This is a genomic window from Agromyces sp. H17E-10, from assembly GCF_022919715.1.
In the GTDB taxonomy this organism is placed as follows: Bacteria; Actinomycetota; Actinomycetes; order Actinomycetales; family Microbacteriaceae; genus Agromyces.
Genome location: NZ_CP095042.1, coordinates 516,326 through 534,462 on the forward strand (window position 1 = coordinate 516,326; position 18,137 = coordinate 534,462).

At 70.2% G+C, this 18,137-nt stretch carries 14 protein-coding genes and 1 pseudogene; 6 read left to right on the forward strand and 9 right to left on the reverse strand.

What is annotated here, in order from left to right; translation table 11 throughout:
• Positions 1-11 precede the first annotated feature (11 nt).
• The 5 genes from MUN74_RS02440 to MUN74_RS02460 form a co-directional block, all read right to left on the reverse strand.
• Entirely contained in the window at positions 12-1,487 is a 1,476-nt protein-coding gene (locus tag MUN74_RS02440) for a DUF5719 family protein (RefSeq protein ID WP_244854787.1), read from the reverse strand.
• On the reverse strand, positions 1,477-4,623 hold the full coding sequence (locus MUN74_RS02445) for a glycosyltransferase (protein ID WP_244854788.1): 3,147 nt from the start codon (positions 4,621-4,623) through the stop codon (positions 1,477-1,479). Before MUN74_RS02445 ends, MUN74_RS02440 begins: the two co-directional genes overlap by 11 nt.
• Positions 4,624-4,742: 119 nt before the next feature.
• Positions 4,743-5,063 carry a WhiB family transcriptional regulator gene (locus MUN74_RS02450; protein WP_244856317.1) on the reverse strand — a complete coding sequence of 107 codons (321 nt, stop codon included), beginning with the start codon at positions 5,061-5,063 and terminating at the stop codon, positions 4,743-4,745.
• Positions 5,064-5,233: 170 nt separating this feature from the next.
• Entirely contained in the window at positions 5,234-6,196 is a 963-nt protein-coding gene (gene galE, locus MUN74_RS02455) for a UDP-glucose 4-epimerase GalE (RefSeq protein ID WP_244854789.1), read from the reverse strand.
• Positions 6,197-6,292: 96 nt separating this feature from the next.
• Entirely contained in the window at positions 6,293-6,436 is a 144-nt protein-coding gene (locus MUN74_RS02460; RefSeq protein ID WP_244854790.1) for a hypothetical protein, read from the reverse strand.
• A 104-nt stretch (positions 6,437-6,540) separates the two neighbouring features.
• Here MUN74_RS02460 and MUN74_RS02465 point away from each other — a divergent pair, with 104 nt between their 5' ends.
• Together MUN74_RS02465 and MUN74_RS02470 are read left to right on the forward strand one after the other, a co-directional pair.
• Positions 6,541-7,497 carry a GlxA family transcriptional regulator gene (locus tag MUN74_RS02465; protein WP_244854791.1) on the forward strand — a complete coding sequence of 319 codons (957 nt, stop codon included), beginning with the start codon at positions 6,541-6,543 and terminating at the stop codon, positions 7,495-7,497.
• A gap of 72 nt (positions 7,498-7,569) precedes the next feature.
• On the forward strand, positions 7,570-8,016 hold the full coding sequence (locus MUN74_RS02470; RefSeq protein ID WP_244854792.1) for an acyltransferase: 447 nt from the start codon (positions 7,570-7,572) through the stop codon (positions 8,014-8,016).
• A gap of 31 nt (positions 8,017-8,047) precedes the next feature.
• Here the strand turns inward: MUN74_RS02470 and MUN74_RS02475 are convergent, their stop codons facing one another.
• Both MUN74_RS02475 and MUN74_RS19270 read right to left on the reverse strand, forming a co-directional pair.
• Positions 8,048-9,229 carry a glycosyltransferase family 2 protein gene (locus MUN74_RS02475; protein ID WP_244854793.1) on the reverse strand — a complete coding sequence of 394 codons (1,182 nt, stop codon included), beginning with the start codon at positions 9,227-9,229 and terminating at the stop codon, positions 8,048-8,050.
• 83 nt (positions 9,230-9,312) lie between these two features.
• On the reverse strand, positions 9,313-9,804 hold the full coding sequence (locus tag MUN74_RS19270) for a cupin domain-containing protein (RefSeq protein WP_370647335.1): 492 nt from the start codon (positions 9,802-9,804) through the stop codon (positions 9,313-9,315).
• Positions 9,805-10,034: 230 nt separating this feature from the next.
• Between MUN74_RS19270 and MUN74_RS19275 the strand changes: the two genes are divergently transcribed.
• The gene (locus tag MUN74_RS19275; protein ID WP_370647336.1) at positions 10,035-10,301 is read left to right on the forward strand and encodes a hypothetical protein; all 267 of its coding nucleotides are present in this window, start codon (positions 10,035-10,037) and stop codon (positions 10,299-10,301) included.
• Here MUN74_RS19275 and MUN74_RS19280 read toward each other — a convergent pair.
• A pseudogene (locus tag MUN74_RS19280) lies at positions 10,188-10,583 on the reverse strand (type I phosphomannose isomerase catalytic subunit); the annotation flags it as partial. The gene MUN74_RS19275 and the pseudogene MUN74_RS19280 sit on opposite strands and share 114 nt — an antisense overlap.
• 92 nt (positions 10,584-10,675) lie before the next feature.
• Between MUN74_RS19280 and MUN74_RS02485 the strand changes: the two are divergent.
• Both MUN74_RS02485 and MUN74_RS02490 read left to right on the forward strand, forming a co-directional pair.
• The gene (locus MUN74_RS02485; protein ID WP_244854794.1) at positions 10,676-13,387 is read left to right on the forward strand and encodes a glycosyltransferase; all 2,712 of its coding nucleotides are present in this window, start codon (positions 10,676-10,678) and stop codon (positions 13,385-13,387) included.
• 84 nt (positions 13,388-13,471) lie between these two features.
• Positions 13,472-15,244, forward strand: coding sequence for a glycosyltransferase family 2 protein (locus MUN74_RS02490; protein ID WP_244854795.1), 1,773 nt, complete (start codon positions 13,472-13,474; stop codon positions 15,242-15,244).
• Here MUN74_RS02490 and MUN74_RS02495 read toward each other — a convergent pair.
• The gene (locus tag MUN74_RS02495; RefSeq protein ID WP_244854796.1) at positions 15,241-16,326 is read right to left on the reverse strand and encodes a glycosyltransferase family 4 protein; all 1,086 of its coding nucleotides are present in this window, start codon (positions 16,324-16,326) and stop codon (positions 15,241-15,243) included. The genes MUN74_RS02490 and MUN74_RS02495 overlap by 4 nt on opposite strands.
• A gap of 112 nt (positions 16,327-16,438) precedes the next feature.
• Between MUN74_RS02495 and MUN74_RS02500 the strand changes: the two genes are divergently transcribed.
• A complete protein-coding gene (locus MUN74_RS02500; RefSeq protein WP_244854797.1) occupies positions 16,439-18,133 on the forward strand; it encodes a glycosyltransferase family protein in 1,695 nt (564 codons plus the stop codon).
• Positions 18,134-18,137: the final 4 nt, after the last annotated feature.

Below are 18,137 nucleotides of genomic sequence, written 5' to 3' on the forward strand. Positions count from 1 at the left end.
GACCGACCGGGTCAGTGCGGGTACACCCGCAGCGGCGAGTCGAGCGGCCCCGGCGGACGCACCGCGAACGATGAGAGCGCACGCTCACCCGAATACGCCACCGTCGCGTGCACTCCAGCGACTCCGGCGAGTTCGACGACGCCTCGCGCATCGACCTCGACGGCTTCGGTGGCGCCGGGAGCGATGCTCACCTCGTGCTCGTCTCCGTCGAGGGTGACGGTCGCCTCGACCTCGTCGTCCCCCGGGTTGGCGAGATGCAGCACGGGGTTCGGTCCGCGCGGCACCGCGATCACGGCGGTGTCGAGGAGCGGCAGCGTCGCCGCCGTCCAGGCGAGGTCGACGGAGGCGTTTCGATCGTCTCCGCCCGGTCCGGTCTGCGCCTGCGGCGTGCCCGTCGTCGCCCGCGCGCCCGCGACGATCGGCCCGTCGGCGTCGAGCGTGATGGTGTACTCCCCCGCATCGAGGTCGCCGAGCGGCACATCGCTCACGATCCCGGGTTCGAGGGTGGCGTCGATGCTCGAACCGCGACCGCCCGACTCTGAGGCGACGTCGATCGAGACGTCGACGGTGTCGTCACCGGTTGCGAGCAGCCGCACGGCCGGGAACGAGTCTCCCTCGGCGTGGTCGTCGGTCGCCTCGACGCCGCCGTCGACGGGCACCGTGACTCCCGGGATGATCTGGGTGGGCGCGGGCGTCGCCGTCGGCCCGACGAGTTCGACGCCGGCGGGGGTGAGGCCCTCGACGACGGTGTGCTCGAGCGTGGCGGCGATGCCGCCGCCCGTGCTCGTGACGTGCACGACGGGCGAGGCGAGGTTCGGTGCGAGGCCGGCGAGCGAGACGACGCGCTGCTCGCCCGCGGGTACGGTGATGCCGAGCCCCGACGGTGCGTCGACCGCACCGTTCTCGCCGATGACCCGCACGTCGACCGTCGCGGCGACGGCGGTCGGGTTCGACAGCAGCACGAGGCCCGAGCGGCCGACGTCGGTCGCCCCGCCCACGAGCCAGGCCTCTGCGACGGCCTCGTCGCATGCGGCCGTCGCATAGCCGGCGATGCTGTCGCGGGAGACCGACTGCCCCTGTGCCCCGGCGAGCATGCCCGCCTCGACGGCGCCGGGTTCGGTCGTCAGTGCGAGCGGCGTGCCGTCTTGCTCGGCCCGCGGGTTCTCGGGGGCCGCGAGGGCGGTCTCGGTGATCTCGGCGTCGCTCGGCACCGCCCCGTGCGTCACGGAGGTCGACCCGACCGAGACGGCCGTGGTCGCCGCATCGGGGTCGTCGCCGAGCGAGAGCAGCGGGCCCGGGCACACGCGCAGCTGACCCGTCTCGGCCGGCTTGACGACGATCGACGGCGGGGTGACCCGGTGCTCGGGCCAGGGCACGAGTGCGGCGGCGGCCAGGACCCCGACCGCGACGGCCGCCGCGATCACGACGGCGAGTCCGCGTGCGCCGGCCCGCACGAGGCGGCGTCGGAGGTTGCGCTCAGCGGCCATCGTCGTCTCCCTCGGTCGCGTCGGTCTGGTGTTCGGTCGTCTCCGCCGGTGGTTCGGTCGTATCGACGGGCGGTGCGGCCGATGCCGTGGCGGAGGTCGTGGGTTCGGCTGCAGCATCGGACTTGCCCTCGGCCGACGGCACTGGGGATGCCACTGGTGCCGGTGCGGTCGTGTCGGCGACGCCGACCTCCGGAGACGCCTCCGGTTCGGCGGAGGCGGACGGAGCGTCGTCACCGGCCGAAGCCGGCGCGCCCGTCTCGGGCACCGCGGAGGCGGCCTCGGACGGCGCCGGCACCACCTCGGCCTTCGGCGTGCGGCGTCCGAACGGACGCCGCGCAGGACGGCGCTGCGGACTGCGATCGGCTTCGCGGCCGGCGCCGGTCGGGATCGAGAGCAGCAGCGTCGCACCGAGGACGATGAGTTGCACGGCTGCGACGGCGCCGACGAGCCAACTGCTCGCTGCTGCGGGGATCTGTGCGGCGGCAGCATCCGGTTCGGCCGCCGTGAACCGCCACAGGGTGCCGAAATCGGTCTCGCCGACGGCCACGAGCGCGGCGTTGCCGTCGAGCGCCGTGTGCGCACGTTCGGCGGTCGCGACCGCGGCGCGGTCGTCGACGTCGGGGTCGTCGAGCAGCACGAACGATGCGCCGAACTCCTTCACGGCGGCCTCGGGGTCGTACCCGCTCCGCGACGCGAGGTTGCCGGCGATCTCGGCGAGCTGACGCTCGTCGGCGGAGAGGGTCAGCGCGGTCGCGTCGAGCGTGGACTGCTCGTCGAGCGTGGTGCCCGATCCCCGCTCGAGCGTCGTACGCAGGCTGCCGTCGGCATCGGGCGTCATGCGCAGGGTCGTCACGCGAGGATCGTTCTCGGCCTCGGCGCCGACGAACGCCGGCAGCGTGCGCTCGGCCGCGGGGCGCACCGCCACGCTGCCGGTCGCGAGCGCGAGTCCCGTCGGCGCGACGGCCGCGACGAGCGCGGCGAGCACGACCCAGGCGACGAGCGCGCGGCCGCGCCGGAGCGCGTCGAGCGCCAGCACCGCGGCCAGCACGAGCCCGAGCCAGGCGAGGCTGAGGCCGGCGCCCGACCAGAGCGGCACCGCGGTCGCGCCCGAGCTCGAGAGTGCGAGGTGGGTCGCGAGCACGGCGGTCGCGAACCCGAGCACGGCGACGCCGAGCGCGAGCAGCGCCGAGCGGAACCGGGGTGCGAGCACCGCGGTCAGGGCGACGACGACGAGCGGCAGGACCAGGGCGCTGAGGGCGACGCGGAAGTCGACGTTCGTCGTCGCGAAGAAGCCGCTCCAGTCACCCCACGACCCGTCGGGCAGGCCGACCGCGAGCTGCCACACGGACGGGACGGTGCTCTCGGTCGTAAGCCCCGGGTCGGCGAGGAGGCCGAGCGGGTTGCCTCGGTCCAACTGGCCGATGACGAGCGGCGCGGCGAGCACGATCGCGGGGATCGGCAGGCCGATGAGCCTGACCGCGGCGCGTCCGCTCACCGCGAGGGCGACGATCCAGGCGACGAGGAGGGCCGGCGTGAGGCTCGGCGCCGCCGCGATCACGGCGGCGAAGAGCAGCGACGCGGTCGCGGCGGCCGCCCACGAGGTGGCCGCACCGAACGCGGCGAACGCGAGCCACGCGAGCAGCACGTGGGCGAGCACGGCGCCCGGGCGGCCGTCGCCGAGGGCGATGAGGAACGGTGGGGCGAACGCCCATGCGAACGCGGCGACCGCGCGCAGCGACCCTCGCTCGGTGAGGCGCGAGGCGGTGAACCATGCGCCGAGGGCGGCCGCCGGAATCGCGAGGAGCCAGAGCAGCAGCAGCGACAGCGAGGGCGCCCAGAACGTCACCGAGCCGAGCACGGCGAGCGCTCCCGCGAACGGGTCGGCGCCGCCCATGAACCCCGGGCCGATGTCGCGCCACCCGTAGGCGGCGTTGCGCCAGAGCACGTCGAGACCGCTCGAGAGCGGTTCGAGTCCTCCGCCGCTCACGCCGCCGGCGCCGAGGAGCCAGGAGAACAGGGCGACCGACGCCACGACCGAGACGAGCAGCACCCAGCCGCCGCCCGTGCCGAGGAACTGCAGTTCGTGCTTGCGTCCGCGCGCGCGTTCGCGGCGCGCCTCGGCCGCATGCTGACGGCGGCGGCGCATCTCGTCGGGCTGCATGCGCAGCGGCGCGATCGCCGACCAGCCGACCGTGCGGGCTGCCTTGAGGGTGCGGCGGGCTCGTGGCACCCGGGCGCCCGAGAACATCGTCGTGACCGCCGCGGCGAACTCTCCGGGGATGGCGCCGGGCGCCTTCACGAGCAGCAGCCGGATCGACCGCAGCACCGCGAGCGGCAGGAAGGTGAGCCAGTGCAGCGGTACCGCGACGACGGGAGCGTACACGAGACGACGATGCAGCTGCGCCGCGCGGGTGGCCCGCACCCGTCGCCGCGTCGTGCTCGCCTTCGGACCGGTCTCGGGTCCGGCGACGCCGGCTCCCGCGAAGCGGACCTTCGCCGCGGGCACCACCTCGACGCGATGCCCGGCGAGCCGCGCCCTGATCGAGAGGTCGAGCGCGTCGTCGACGGTGGGCAGACCCGGGTCGAATCCGCCGAGGCTGCGCCACACGCTGTGACGCACCAGGATGGCGGCCGGATCGAGGCCGAGCACGTCGCTCATGCCGTCGTGCTGGCCCTGGTCGAGCTCGTCGGCGACGAGGGTGACACTCCGGCCGAGCCGGGTGACCGACCGGCCGAATCGGGCGATGCGGTCGGGTTCGTTCCATGCGACGAGCTTCGGCCCGGCGACGGCGACGGATCGGGCCGTCTCGAAGGTGGCCACGAGCTGCGCGAGGGCATCGGGGGCGGGGGCGCTGTCCTCCGCGAGCAGCCAGAGGGCATCGCCGTCGGACGAGGGGTCGCCGAGCACACGGTCGGCGGCCCGCACGGCCTCGCCGAACGAGAGCCGCTGCGAGAGGTCGACGAGATGCGTGGGCGAGATCTTCGCGATCTGCTCGCGGGCGACGACATCGGCCTCGGTGAGCACGACGACGAGCGCATCGGGCGCGCGCTCCTGTGCGCGGATCGCCTCGAGGGTCTGACGGAGGTGGTCGCCGCCGTGATGCACGACGAGGACGGCGGTGACTCTGGGGAACATCGCAGTCAGCCTAAGCGGCTCGGGCCGCTGGTCGGGAGACCGCTCCGGGCGCGTTTCGAAACCGGGCACGGGACGAGCGCGAAGACGAGTGCGGGGCCTGCCGAAGCAGACCCCGCCACTCACACCGCTCGCTTGCGCAGCTTGCGCCGCTCGCGCTCGGAGAGTCCGCCCCAGATGCCGAACCGCTCGTCGTTGCCGAGCGCGTATTCGAGGCATTCGGCGCGAACCTCGCACCCGGTGCAGATCTTCTTCGCATCCCTCGTCGATCCGCCCTTCTCAGGGAAGAACGCTTCGGGATCGGTCTGCGCGCACAATGCGTCGCTCTGCCACGCCAACTGATTGTCGTCGTCGACGACCGGGCGCACACCGGGAACTCCCAGCCTGACCGGATCGACGAACCAATCGTCAGGTACTCCAGAACGATATTCAGGACTAGCCATATCGTCTCCCACCCAGTTGTACCGACCACCCGGAGGGTGTGTCATCAACAATTACACCCGTGTAATTCCCGCGCGTCAAGTCGCGGATCGTAAACCCTCAATCACCGATCGAGGCTTCACGCCGCTCGCGACACGCCGGTGGCGTTGGGCAGACGTTATGAAGCGGCGGGTCAGCCGGCGGCCCGACGCGCCTCCCACGCGGTGCGCACCATCTCGTCGAGCGTGTATCGCATCTTCCAGTCGAGGTCGCGTGCGGCGAGCTCGCCCGAGGCGACGATGCGTGCGGGATCGCCGGCGCGGCGCGGCGCGACCTCGGGCGCGAACGCGATGCCGGTCACGTCGGCGACGGCGCGCATGATCTCGCCCACCGAGACGCCGTCGCCCGAGCCGAGGTTGTACACCGGCTCGACCGACTCACCGGCATCGAGCCGCTGCGCGGCGACGACGTGCGCCTCGGCGAGGTCGGCGACGTGGATGTAGTCGCGCACGCAGGTGCCGTCGGGCGTCGGGTAGTCGTCGCCGAAGACCTTCGGCGCGCGCCCGTCGAGGAGGGCGTCGAACACGAGCGGGAACAGGTTGTGCGGGCTCGGGTCGAAGATCTCGGGCGTGCCCGAGCCGACGACGTTGAAGTAGCGCAGGCTCGTGTGCGCGAGCCCGGTCGCGCGGCCCTGGTCGGCGAGCAGCCACTCGCCGATGAGCTTCGACTCGCCGTAGGGCGATTCGGGATGCTTCGGGGTGGCCTCGGTCACGAGGTCGACGTCGGGCGTGCCGTAGACGGCCGCGCTCGAGGAGAAGACGATGCGCGCGACGTCCTTCGACTCCATGGCGGCGAGCAGCGTCGTCGTGCCCGTCACGTTCTGCTGGTAGGTGTGGAGCGGCCGCTGGACGGAGACCCCCGCGTACTTGAAGCCGGCGAGGTGCACGACGCCGCGGACGTCGTAGCGGTCGAAGGTCGACTCGAGCAGGCGGCCGTCGAGGATCGAGCCCTGCACGAACGAGGTGCCGTCGGCGACGAATCCGCGCCGTCCGGACGAGAGGTCGTCGACGACGACCGTGTCGATGCCCTTCGCCTGGAACGCCCGCACGACGTGCGCACCGATGTAGCCTGCTCCCCCGGTGACCAACCAGCTCATGTTCCGCCTCTCCGGCGGCGGTGTCTCCGGCGCCCCCACGATGGTACCGGTGGGTCGAGGAGCGGGCGCAGCGAGCGTCTCGAAACCGCTGCGCCCTCAGAGCTCCCCGAGGTGCTCGACGTGCCGGTTGCGGTCGCGGATCTCGGGCCGGCCGTAGCCGTCGAAGTCGAGGCGGACGAGAGTCGCGACGACGCCCCACAGGGCGAGCGCTGCAAGCAGGAAGAGGATGACGAGTGACATGGCAGTAAATCTATGTATTGCGAGATCCTGCCGACAGTGGCAGTGTTGACACAGATCCACTCATTCCTGCCAACCGGCAGCGTTTCGCCGCTCGGAGGTTCCCCGTGCTCCACTCCATCGCCTGCCTGGCCGTCCCGCAGATGGCGCCGTTCGAGTTCGGCGTGATCTGCGAGGTCTTCGGCATCGACCGGTCCGAGCACGGCGGCCCCGTCTTCGACTTCCATGTCGTCGCTGCCGACCCCGGCACCGTCTCCACGAAGCTCGGCTTCGATCTCGTCGTGCACGAGGGCCTCGACTTCGCACGCACCGCCGACCTCGTCGCCGTCCCGGCCGCGCTCATCGACCAGCCCGTCGACGAGCGCATCGCCGAGTTGCTGCGCGACGCCGTGGCACGGGGCGCCTGGGTGCTGAGCGTCTGCTCGGGCGCCTTCATGCTCGGCAAGGCAGGGGTGCTCGACGGCCGCCGCGCCACCACGCACTGGATGTACACCGACCGCCTCGCCGCGGACTTCCCCGACACCGAGGTCGACCCCGACGTGCTCTTCGTGCAGGACGGCAAGGTCGTCACCGGTGCCGGCACCGCCGCGGGCATCGACGCCGCCCTGCACATCGTGCGCACCGAGCTCGGCGCGAGCGCGGCGAACATCATCGCCCGCCGCATGGTCGTGCCGCCGCAGCGCGACGGCGGTCAGTCGCAGTTCATCCAGACCCCCGTAACCGAGTGCCGGAGCGACTCGTTCGCGACCATCACCGCGTGGATGCTCGAGCACCTCGACGAAGACCTCACGGTCGACCTGCTGTCGCGCAAGGCGCTCATGTCACCGCGAACGTTCGCGCGCAGGTTCCGCGCCGAGACCGGCACGACGCCGAACGCCTGGCTCAACCGGCAGCGTCTGCTGCGCGCGCAGCAACTGCTGGAGGAGAGCGACCTCAACCTCGAGGAGATCGCGCGCGAGACGGGCTTCGGCACCGCCGCGGTCATGCGCCACCACTTCGTCAAGGTGCTGCAGACGACGCCGACCGCCTATCGACGGCTGTTCGGGGTGCGCGTGGCCTCGTAGACCGGATGGGTTCGTCGCGTCCTGTCGTGGCGCCACGATCTCCGATGCCCACCCGGCTGGCACAATGTTCTGGTGACCACCGACATCGGCGAAGACTGCAAGATCGACCCCCGTGTTCAGCTCAACGGCGACGTTCGCATCGGCGATCGAGTGACGATCTACCGCGGGGGCGAAATCCTCGGCCCAGTCGAGATCGGAGATGACGTGTTCATCAATCGCGACTTCTACGCTCGGCCGGGCACCAGGATCGGCGATCGGGTCAATTTCGGGCCGTTCGTGCGGCTCGTGACCGACACCCACGAGATCGGCAGCCACCGGAAGCGGGCCGGCGCCGGCCGCAACGATCCGATCACCGTGGGCGACGGTGCGTGGATCGGCGCGGGTGTGCTCGTCGTCGGCGGGGTCACGATCGGGCCGGGCGCAATCGTCGCCGCCGGCGCCGTCGTGACTTCCGACGTACCCGAAGACGCGCTCGTGGGCGGCGTGCCCGCACGGCTCATCCGTACGCTGCCCGCATAGCGCGATCGAGCGGCCCACCCGATCGCATCGGTCACGTCGAGCCGGACCGCGACCACCGACGCTTCCTCGGCATGCGCGCGGCCGCATAGGCACGCAGCTCACGAGGCGCCGCAAGGAAGCGGTCGACCGGCACGGATGCTTCGGGGTCCTGCCAGAACGGCAGCGCGATGTACCGCTCACCGTCGAGTTCGATGAGGGGATGGCGGAGCGACTCCAGGCCACCTCGGTCGATGTAGTCCCGCGCCCGCGCGCGGTCATCGCGAAGGACGAACTCGTACAGCACCTTCGACTCGGCAGGGACTTCGCGCCAGATCTCGTCGTCGGCCAACGCAGCGAGGTCCGTGAGCCCCGATCGAAGGTTCGCAAACGCCTCGTCATCCATGTTCGGCAGTTCGGCCGTTGCCACGGCGGCGTCGTTCGCCAGGAACTGGGCGATCCGCGCACGCCGGACGGCTTCAGTCGATTCGGCGGCGAGCACCTGCAGGGCCGCGAGCGCGGTGGCGAATCGATCGCGCACCTGTCCGGGCCGGATGCCCTGCTGCGTCATCGAGCTGCCGTCGGAACGGACCCTCCAGTCCACGATCTTCCGCGTCAGCACGTCGATGGTGCGTGCACGCGCGTAGGCGCGCGCGCTCACGATCTGGTCCTGGAAGTGGCCGCCCTCGGGAAAGCGCAGGTCCGCTCGCGTCCAGAACTCGCGTCGGTAGAGCTTGGTCCATTGGACCGCGTTCACCATGATCAACGGGAACTGCTCCGCAGAGACGGCCCGTCGTGGCGACTCGTGGGCCTCGTCGACCCAGAAGGCGGGCGGAGTCCGACGACGCCCCTGCAGGCGGTCGTATCCGCCGACCGCGAAGTCGGAGCCCGACTCCTCGAGGCTGGCGACGAGATCGCGCAGCGCACCGGGGCGGAGGAGGTCGTCGCCGTCCAGGAACCCGACGTAGTCGGCCCGCGTGAGCTCGAGCGCATGATTGCGCGTCGCATTGACATCGTGGAATGCGACCCGCTCGAGCTGCACGCGCGAGTCGCGTGCGGCCCACTTGACGACCCGCGCCGCGGTGTCGTCCGTCGACGCGTCGTCGACGACCAGGAGCCGGACCTGCCAGTGGTCTTGAGAGAGCACGGAACGGAGCGTCGCGTCGATCAGCCTGCCGACGTCGTGCACGGGAACGACGAGGTCGACCCAGCCCGATACTCGATCGGCGTCTGACACCGCACGCGCGGCCGCACGGCCTCTCGCATGAAGCGCACTGCCGCGAGCACGCGAGGCGACTGCTCGGAGCATGCCCGCGCCGATCACCCGCGGTGGCCGACGGTCGCGATCCAGGCGACGCCTGGGCCGGACACCTCGATCGCCCGCTCTTCGGGTGTGACGTAGACGGCCTCGCCTCGCTCGAGGCGTGCGTCGCCGAGCGCACCTCGAAGCGCAACGGAGCCGCGATCGGCGATGACGATCGCCGGCCCCTCGAGCGGCACAGCAGGGTCAGGGGCCTCTGCGCCGGCTGAACCGTCCGCTGCCGCCGCGACCGCATCGAGCCGGTGCAGTACGAAATCCGGCACGTCGGGTCGGAACGTCTCGATGCCCGCACCCGAACGTTCGGGCTCGAGCAGCGGCGGCGCGCCGGGAGTGAAGTCGAGCACGTCGACGAGTTCGGCGACGTCGATGTGCTTGGGCGTGAGTCCGCCGCGCAACACGTTGTCGCTCGCGGCCATGAGCTCGATGCCGAGCCCGTCGAGGTAGGCGTGGATGTTGCCCGCGGCGAGGTAGAGCGATTCCCCCGCCCGCAACCGCACCCGGTTGAGCAGCAGCGAGATGACGATGCCCGGATCCCCGGATACTCCTCCGCGAGTGCGCGGACGGTCTCGAACGAGAGGACATACGGCGACGCCGCGGCCTCTGCCGATGCTGCGAGCGTCGTGACCCGCTCGACCACCCAGCTCGCCTCGCCCGAGTCGCCACCTCGCCCGTCGCGCAGCAACCACTCGACCGTCGTGCGCAGCGGCTCGGGATCGGACAGGTGCGTCTCGAGCAGGTCGAGGGCGCCGGGCTGCGGGGCGGCCGAGGTCGCATCGGCAGCGCGCAGCACGGCGAGCACGGCGCGCACCTCGTCGAGGGGACGGAAGCCCGAAAGTGCGTCGAAGGTGTCGCTCATCGCGACGATGAGCTCGGGCTTGTGGAACTCGTCCTTGTAGTTGCGGTCGTAAGCGCCGAGCGCGAGGCCCTCGGCCTCCTCGCGGGCGAAGCCGGCGCGGGCCTGCGCGGGCGTCGGGTGCGCCTGCAGTGAGAGCGGAGCCGCTGCGGCGAGCAGCTTGAGGAGGAACGGCAGGCGCGCGCCACTCGCCGCGAGATCGGGCCCCAGCGCCGCGACCGGGTCGGCCGCGATCCATCCGGCGAGATCGGCGTGACCGACGGCCCCGTCGACGATCTTCGCAGGCGAACCGGCATGCGCTCCGAGCCAGAGCTCCGCCTCGGGGCGTCCCGACGCGGTCCGTCCGCGGTGGTCGGCGATCGCGCTGAGCGAGCCCCAGGCGTAGTCCCGTGGGGTGTTGTCGATCGCTACAAACATCCGTGATGCTCCTCTCGTCGGGGGTCGTCCCAAACTACCAACGGGCTCGACGGGATCCGGTCGCGAGGACTCGCCCGCATAGGATGTCACGAGTGACGAGCGACCTGGAAGAGCGCGTGCTCGGCGTGCGATGCGTGCGTTGGAACCCCATTCGCGCCGACGAACACGGTGGGCTCGCACCGGTCTCGAACTTCGGCGATCTCCTCGGACCGATGATCGCGCGTCGGATCGTCGAGCTCGAGCGGGTGCGCCTCACCCCCTCGAAGAGCCGACGTGCGCTCACGGTGGGGTCCGTCATGCATTTCGCCGCGGCCGGCGACGTCGTCTGGGGGTCGGGGGTCAACGGCAAGATCGCGACCCAGCCGCTTCCGCCGTCATTGGACGTTCGCGCGGTACGCGGCCCGCTCACCCGCGCCGTGCTGACCGCGCGCGGCATCCAGGCTCCCGAGGTCTTCGGCGACCCCGCACTGCTGCTGGCCCGGCTGTGGCCGGACCTCGAGCGGCTGACGACGTCGAAGAACCGATCGATCCTCGTCGTCCCGAATCTCAACGAATCGGACCGGTTCCCGCCCGAGGCCACCCGATCGCCGATCGGAGCCCCTCGGGAGATCATCGCCGACATCGCGTCGAGCGAGTTCGTGACGGGTACCTCGCTGCACGCCCTCGTGGTGGCGGATGCCCTCGGCGTACCGTCGCGACCGATCGCCCCGGAGTCCGAGAGCGTCTTCAAGTACCTCGACTACTACGCGGGAACGGGACGACCCGACGTCGTGTTCGCACGAACGATCGACGAGGCACGCTCGCTCGGGCCCATCCAACCGCCGGACGTCGACCTCGACCTCCTCCTGGATACGTTCCCGATCGATCTCTGGACCGGCTCTGCGTCTCCGGTCCCGGTGGGACACCCGACGTACCTGGCGATGCGCGAAGACGCGGCCGCACAACGCGACCGCCTGCGCGAGGGGCTTGCAGGCGGATCCGCGCCCGAGACCGACGCTGCGCTCGGTCGTCTGGAGATGCTCAGCCTGCGCAATCCCCCACTCGACGGTCTCACCAGCGAGGAGCTCGCCGCGACCGGCTTGCAGCGCACGCAGGATGACCGACCATTCGAAGAGCCCCTGCTCTCCGTAGTGATCCCGGCGCACAACGTGCTTCCATGGCTCGGCGAGACCCTCGAGTCCGTGCTCAGCCAGCAGGTCGATCTCGAGGTGATCGTGGTCGACGACCACTCGACCGACGGCACGCAGGAAGTCATTCGTCGCATCGCCGCCGACGACCCGAGGGTCCGCTTCGTCGATTCGGTCACGAGGGGCGGCGGCACTGCGCGAAACGTCGGAGCCGATCATGCGCGAGGGCGATACCTCGCCTTCTGCGACGGCGACGACCTCGTCGCTCCCGACGCCTACCGCAAGCTGGTGGACAGCCTCGAACGATCCGGTTCCGACATCGCGTTCGGCGACTATGTGAAGTTCTCACCCACGCGCACCTGGTCGCCCACTGCGAACTGGGCCGCGTATCGCGAAGACCGACAGGGTATCCGGCTGACCGACGAGCCGTCGCTGTTGAACGGACGGCCGTGCTGGAACAAGGTGTTCCGTCGGTCCTTCTGGAATGGGATATCGGCCCGATTCCCGGATGTACCGCGCTCGAACGACATCGTTCCGATGGTCATGTCGTACCTCGCGGCAGATTCCATCGATGTCCTCCCAGACGTCGTGTACCTCTATCGCGAGCGCCCGGGTTCCAGCTCGATGACGGCTCGCGCTGAGTCGGCCGCCTCCCTCCTGAGCTACCTGACCCAGGAGCTCGCGTGCGCCCGGATGATCGCCGCGGCCGGTTCCCCCGAGCTCAGCGAGGTCTACGCGACCCTGATCCTCGATCGCGACGGTTGGGTCCACCTCACGCGATACCTGCGATCGCCGCAACGCGACGAGACTCGCGACGACGAGATCGCGATGCTCGTCCGCCAACTCCTCGATACCGTTGCCGCGGACCGCACCCTTCTCCGCGCCCGCGCGAAGCGGGCCGTCTTCGATCTCGTACACCTCGGCAAGATGGAGCTCGCGGCCGCGGTCGCCATCCTGTTCAGCGGAGACGAGTCTTCGTCGTCGCGGAGGCTGGCGAGCTGGCAGCGGATCGTCGACGGCCCGGCCGTGGACGGCGTCGACCTCCTCGCCGACGCGTTCTTCGCAAGTCGTCTGACCGATGCCATCGCCAGGGAAGTCGTTCAGGGCTCGGCGACCGACGATGACGCCGTCATCGGGCTGGTGCGTTCCATCCCGCCGGGCCGCCGGAGCCTCCTGCAGCCGGTGCCCGAGGTCGCCGACGCACTCGAGGCCTCCGAGACGTCGATCCGCCGTGAGCTCACCGAGTCCCGCCGGAGGGACGCCGAACTCGTCGTGCTCGAATCCGGAGGTTCCATCACGCTGACGCTGCGCAGCGACGGCGACGCATCGGATGTACCGGCGCTCTTCGACGAGTCGACGGGTCTCGTGGTTGCACTTCGCCCCGTTCGCGAAGGCGCCGGCCGAGCGGACGACCGACCGATCGTACGCGGGCGCATCTCGGCGGGCCGAGTCCCTCCCGCACGCGCACTCCGGCCGGTGCTCCTGAACCGGGAGAACGGTCGCGTCATGAGCATCCGGTTCGCGGCTCGAACACCTGAGTACAGTCCGTTCGACCGATTCCTGCTGCACTTCGACGACCGCGGGGTCCTCATCGAACGACGGGCCACCTGGCTCGTCCGTGCCGCACGCCGCGGCGCACGCGCCGCGAGGCGCCGTCTCCCGTTCTCCGCGCGGTAGGACGTCGTCGCTCGGATAGGATCTCGTCGACCCGAACGACCACGCGTCCGGTGGCCGTCCTGCTTCACGGAGGAAACTCGATCGATGACGAACACTGAGCCGACCGAAGCGCTCGGCAGGCGGACGACGTACGGGGAGGCATCCGATCCTCCCCTGCTCAGCGTGGTCGTCCCCACCCACGACGTCAGGCCGTGGATCGGCGAGACGGTGCAGTCGCTCCTCGATCAGGAGCTCGAAGAACTCGAGATCATCGTCGTCGACGATCACTCCATGGACGGAACGCTCGAGTTCCTGACCGACATCGCCCGCGACGATTCGAGGGTGCGGATCATCGAGGCGACGGAGGTGGGCGGAGCGGCAGCCCGCAACACGGCGATGCGCCTCGCGCGGGGGCGCTACCTCGCATTCTGCGACGCCGATGACCTCGTACCTCCGACCGCCTATCGCGCTCTGGTCGAATCACTTGAATCGACGGGCTCGGACATCGCGTTCGGCGACTACTTGAAGTTCTCCCCGACGACGACGTGGCGGCCCACGAGCGGGTGGCCGGCCTATTCGGAGCCACGCCGTTCAGTCGCCGTCGCCGAGCATCCGTCGCTCATCCGTGGACGCGCGGTCTGGAACAAGGTGTTCCGACGCGAGTTCTGGGAGGGCATCGACGTCGAGTTCCCGGAGACGCCTCGTTCCAACGACATCGTCCCGATGCTCACGAGCTACCTCGCCGCGGATCGCATCGACGTGATCGACGACGTCGTGTACCTCTATCGAGAACGCCCCGGCGCCTCGTCGATGACCGCGCGCGCGGCGTCAGCTGGTTCCCTGCTCGCGTACCTCGAACAGGAGTCGGCCTGCGCGACGCTGATCACACTGGCCTCGGACGCCGGACTCAGCTCCACGTACGCCGGCGTGTTCTACGAGGCCGATGGCTGGAAACACCTTCGCGACCACCTCGCCGAAGCCGATCGAGACACCTCGCACGACGACGCCATAGCTCAGGTGCTCACCACGATCATGGACGGGCTCCCGTCGTTCCGATTCAATCGACTCAGCCGGATCCGACGTGCGGTCTTCGAGCTGGCACGAAGCGGCGAGCTCGACGCCGCCTCCGCCCTCGTCCGCGTCACCGAGCCGCACCCACTGCACAGGCCCGATCACGTCGGGCTCTGGAACCTCGTCCTCGACCGGCTTCGGATGCGCGGCGACCAGGCGACCGCCCAAGAAGCGGTCCGGATGCTCACACCGCTCATCACCGAGCAGATCCGCCTCGGCAGTCCGGACGACGACGACGAACTCGTCGTTCTGATCAGGTCGGCGGAGCACGCTTCGCAGACCGATCCGTGGCGACCGCTCCGCCGGGTGCCCGAGCTCGACGGATCGACGCAACTCGACGACGGCGCGCTCCTCGACCGCCTGCGGGCGAGCCGAGCCGCCGCCCATCGCATCACGACGGTCACGGTGGAACGAGGTGCCGTCACGATCTCGGGTCTCGCCCACGCGGACACGGTCGAGCTCGCGTTCCGCGACAACGCGACCGATCGGCGCTTCGCGGTCGTCGTGACGCACGATTCCGACGGCGACGGGCACGGCGCGGCCTGGACCACGGCGACCACCCGATCGACGAGCCTGCCGACCGGCGTGCGGCTGCACCTCGTGGCGCACGGTGAAGACGACGTGAGCACGCTCGTCTCGTTTCCCCGCGACGTCGCGTTCGCGACGCCATATGACCGCCTCGCCCGTTTCGACGTCGGACGAAGCGGTGAGGGCGGCATGTGGATCGAGCGCCGTCCCCACTGGACCGTCCGCGGGGCGAAGCGCACGTACCACGCGCTTCGTGCAGCGGTGACGAAGGGCCGCTAGGCGGTCGCCGCCGTGACCTCGTCGAGCAGGGCGGAGTACTTCACCGAGATCCGCCACGGCGAGATGGCCTCGTTGAACCCGCCGAACCGCTCGTCGTGGTCGGCTCCGCCGAGATCGGCAAGACGACGGGAGATCTCGTCGGCCATCGAGCAGACCGAATCCTCGACATCGAAGAATCCGACCCAGGGCTCATCGCCGAACTGCTCCACCAAGTGCGCTTCGTTCGGCAGCATGGCGGGCACCCCGAATGCCGCGGAGAGATGCACACTCCCCGAATTGAGGATGGCCGTGTATGGGAAGACCGCGAGGTCGGCAGCGGCGAACCAGGTGCTGACCTCTCCGTCCGGAACGAATTCGAACTTCGACACGACATCGAGGCCTTCGGGAATGAGGGACTCGATCTCTGCGCGCACCTCGGGAGTGGCTGCGCCCGCGAGCAGAAGCGTCGGCAACGGCCGGCCTTCCTCGGACAGCAGCCGCAGTGCTCCGAGCAGGGTGCCGAGCCCCTTGTAGGGGCGCATCTGACCGAGGAACAACACCGTCGGCGCGAGCTGCTCGACCCCGAGGGCGCGGCGCGCCTCGCTCCTCGACGGCGGCACGCCGTACACCCCGAGATAGCTCGGATGGGGAATCTGCCTGATCCGGTCCGACGGCAACTCGCAGATGCCGGCGAGCACCGCGGCCGTCGACGGTGACATCACGTGGATGGCGTCGGCGCGCTCGGCGAGCAGACGATACAGGGCGATTTCGGCATCGCGATAGGCGAGTTCGTGCGGGAGCTGGTTGTGCACGGTCCAGATCACGCGGATCGAGCGGTCGCGGAGCCCATCGAGGAGCTCCCTGAATCGGGCCAGTCCCGCTTCGGCCTCGGCCTCGGTCGCCGCACGCTGGAGGATCGGCGCGGTCCAGTGCAGGTGCAGCACGTCGTTCGGCTCGAGTTCACCGGCCATTTTCAGCAGCGACTCGAACAGGGTTGCGCCTCGGAACTCGTAGCCACTCGCTCGCGGGGCGAGGCTCATGAGGTTCAGGTAGGGGTTGTCGCCCCACGCGGGGAACACGAGAACTCGATGAAGCGTGCGCATAGTCGGACATCGTATCCCGCGCAGACTGAACCGGCGCGGAAGTCGGCGAGGCTCGCACACGGGCCGGCGGGCGAGATTCGTCGGTCGGTCGGCGAGGCCCTACGATGCACTGGTGACCCGTGCCTCGACCGATGCAGATCCCAGGCCGCCCGCTCCTCAGCGCCGTTACCCGCCGCTGTTCGCCGGCCTGCCCGTGGTCGTGTGGATGCTGTGCGGCCTGTTCGTGGCATCGATGCTGGCCTGGTCGATCACGAAGGCGACCTACAACTCCCCCGACGAGCACAAGCACGTCGCCGCTGCCCTGTACTGGGCTGAGTTCCACGAATGGCCGGGCTTCAAAGAGATGCCGATGATGCTGAGCGTCATGCGCAGCCATGACGCCGTCTCGGCCGACGAACGCGACGCCGGCAATGCCGCTTCCCGACAGGATCGGCCTTCGTTCGCCGACCTCACCAGCGAGGAGCTCGTGAGCGGCAAGACGATCAATCAGATGACGCAGCACCCGCCGCTGTACTACATCGTCCTCGGCCAACTGCACGATTGGGTTCCGTCGGAGACTCCGGCGGACCTCGAAGTCTGGTTGATGAGAGGCCTGTCCGTGCTCATCATGGCGCCCCTCCCGCTCCTGGCCGCCGCGCTCGCGCGCCGTCTGGGCGGTTCGCGACCGGTGATCGTGATCGCCGCGGCTTCCACCGCGCTGCTGCCCGGGCTCGCGTCGATCGGCGGCACGGTGAACAACGACAATCTCCTCACCGCGGCCTCGTCCTGGGCGCTCCTCGGTGCCGGGTGCGTTCTGAGCGGCGATCTGCGACTGCGAACCGCAACATGGATCGGTCTCGCCCTCGCCGTGGCGCTCATGTCGAAGGCCTTCGCGATTCCGGTGGCGCTCGCCGTTGCGCTCGCCTACCTGGTGACCATCGTCCGCACGCGCGCCGTCCGATCGGGCATCATCGCAGCGACCGTTGCCGGTTGCGTCGCCATGCTCGGCGGATGGTGGTGGGTGCGCAACCTGCTCCTTTACGGAACGCTGCAGCCGGCGGGCACCGCGGCTCCCCTCCCGGACGGTCCGCTTCCCCTGGTGGACGCACTGACGATCTACCTCGACCAGTTCGTCCGGGTGTTCTTCACCCGTTACTGGGCCGGGTTCGATTCCTCCGGGAGCGAGGATCCTGCACTCTGGCCCTTCCTGGCGCTCAGCGTGGTCGCCGTCCTGGTCGTCGTGGTCGCACTGATCGTGCCGACCCCGTCGAGGCCACGCGGAGGGGCGCTCAACGTGATCGTCATGCTCACACCCTTCGCGCTCACCCTCGCGAGCCTGCTGTACTCGACCATCCGCATCACGATGAGCACCGGCTATCCGGCCGGCGTGCAGGGACGCTACCTCTACTGCGCGATCATCGGGATGACCACGGTCGTCGCACTCTCGCTCGGGTGGCTTCTGCCGCGCCGCGCGCAGATGATCGGGATGCTGGTCGTAACCGCCGGTGGGCTCGCGCTCACCGCCTGGCGCTCGTGGACCGCCGTCGTCAACAGTTGGGCGCCCGCAGCTCACGACCTGATGGAGCACTTCCGAGCGCTCTTCGCCTGGTCGCCGCTCCCCTATGCCGCATCGATGTCGTGTTTCCTGCTCCTTGCGGGATCGATTCTGATCGTGGCGGTGTTCACCGTGCGCGAGTTCCGCCTCGAGATGGGGTCCGACTCCGAGCCGACGCTCGGCGCAGGCTCCGACCGGGGGCGAAGCGATGCGGGGGCCCCGGCTGGATCGACCGCTCAGCTCGAGGCGATCGCCGCGCCTGATCGCAGTTAGGCTG